This is a genomic window from Pseudomonas sp. MD330_10 (genome assembly GCF_042610415.1).
In the GTDB taxonomy this organism is placed as follows: Bacteria; Pseudomonadota; Gammaproteobacteria; order Pseudomonadales; family Pseudomonadaceae; genus Aquipseudomonas; species Aquipseudomonas rhodesiae.
This window is the reverse complement of the sequence record NZ_JBHGZU010000159.1, coordinates 1-237: the sequence shown is the minus strand read 5'-3', so window position 1 is coordinate 237 and position 237 is coordinate 1. Positions and strand designations below refer to the sequence as shown.

The window sequence follows — 237 nt, the reverse complement described above, 5'->3', positions numbered from 1 at the left end:
TTTTCTCGTCGGCCTGGTCGGTGAGGTTCGCGGTGTTTTCCAGGTGCAGGTGCGGCATTGATCGCTCCGAGTTATTTGTAGGAAGTCGCGTAGATATAACACGGATAAAACCATCAGGCTGGGTTCACCGGCCCGCGTTCCCCCATTAACGCTTCCAATCGCGTACGCACCCAACGCTCGGGCGGGTGGGTGTCCTCATGGCTGTGCCTGTCCATCGTCAGATCCAAGGTCGGCGTT

The 237-nt window shown here is 57.8% G+C and carries 1 pseudogene; it reads right to left on the bottom strand.

The window, feature by feature from the left end:
* Positions 1 to 113 precede the first annotated feature (113 nt).
* Positions 114 to 237 (bottom strand): annotated as a pseudogene (locus tag ACFZPT_RS27030) (LysR family transcriptional regulator); the annotation flags it as partial.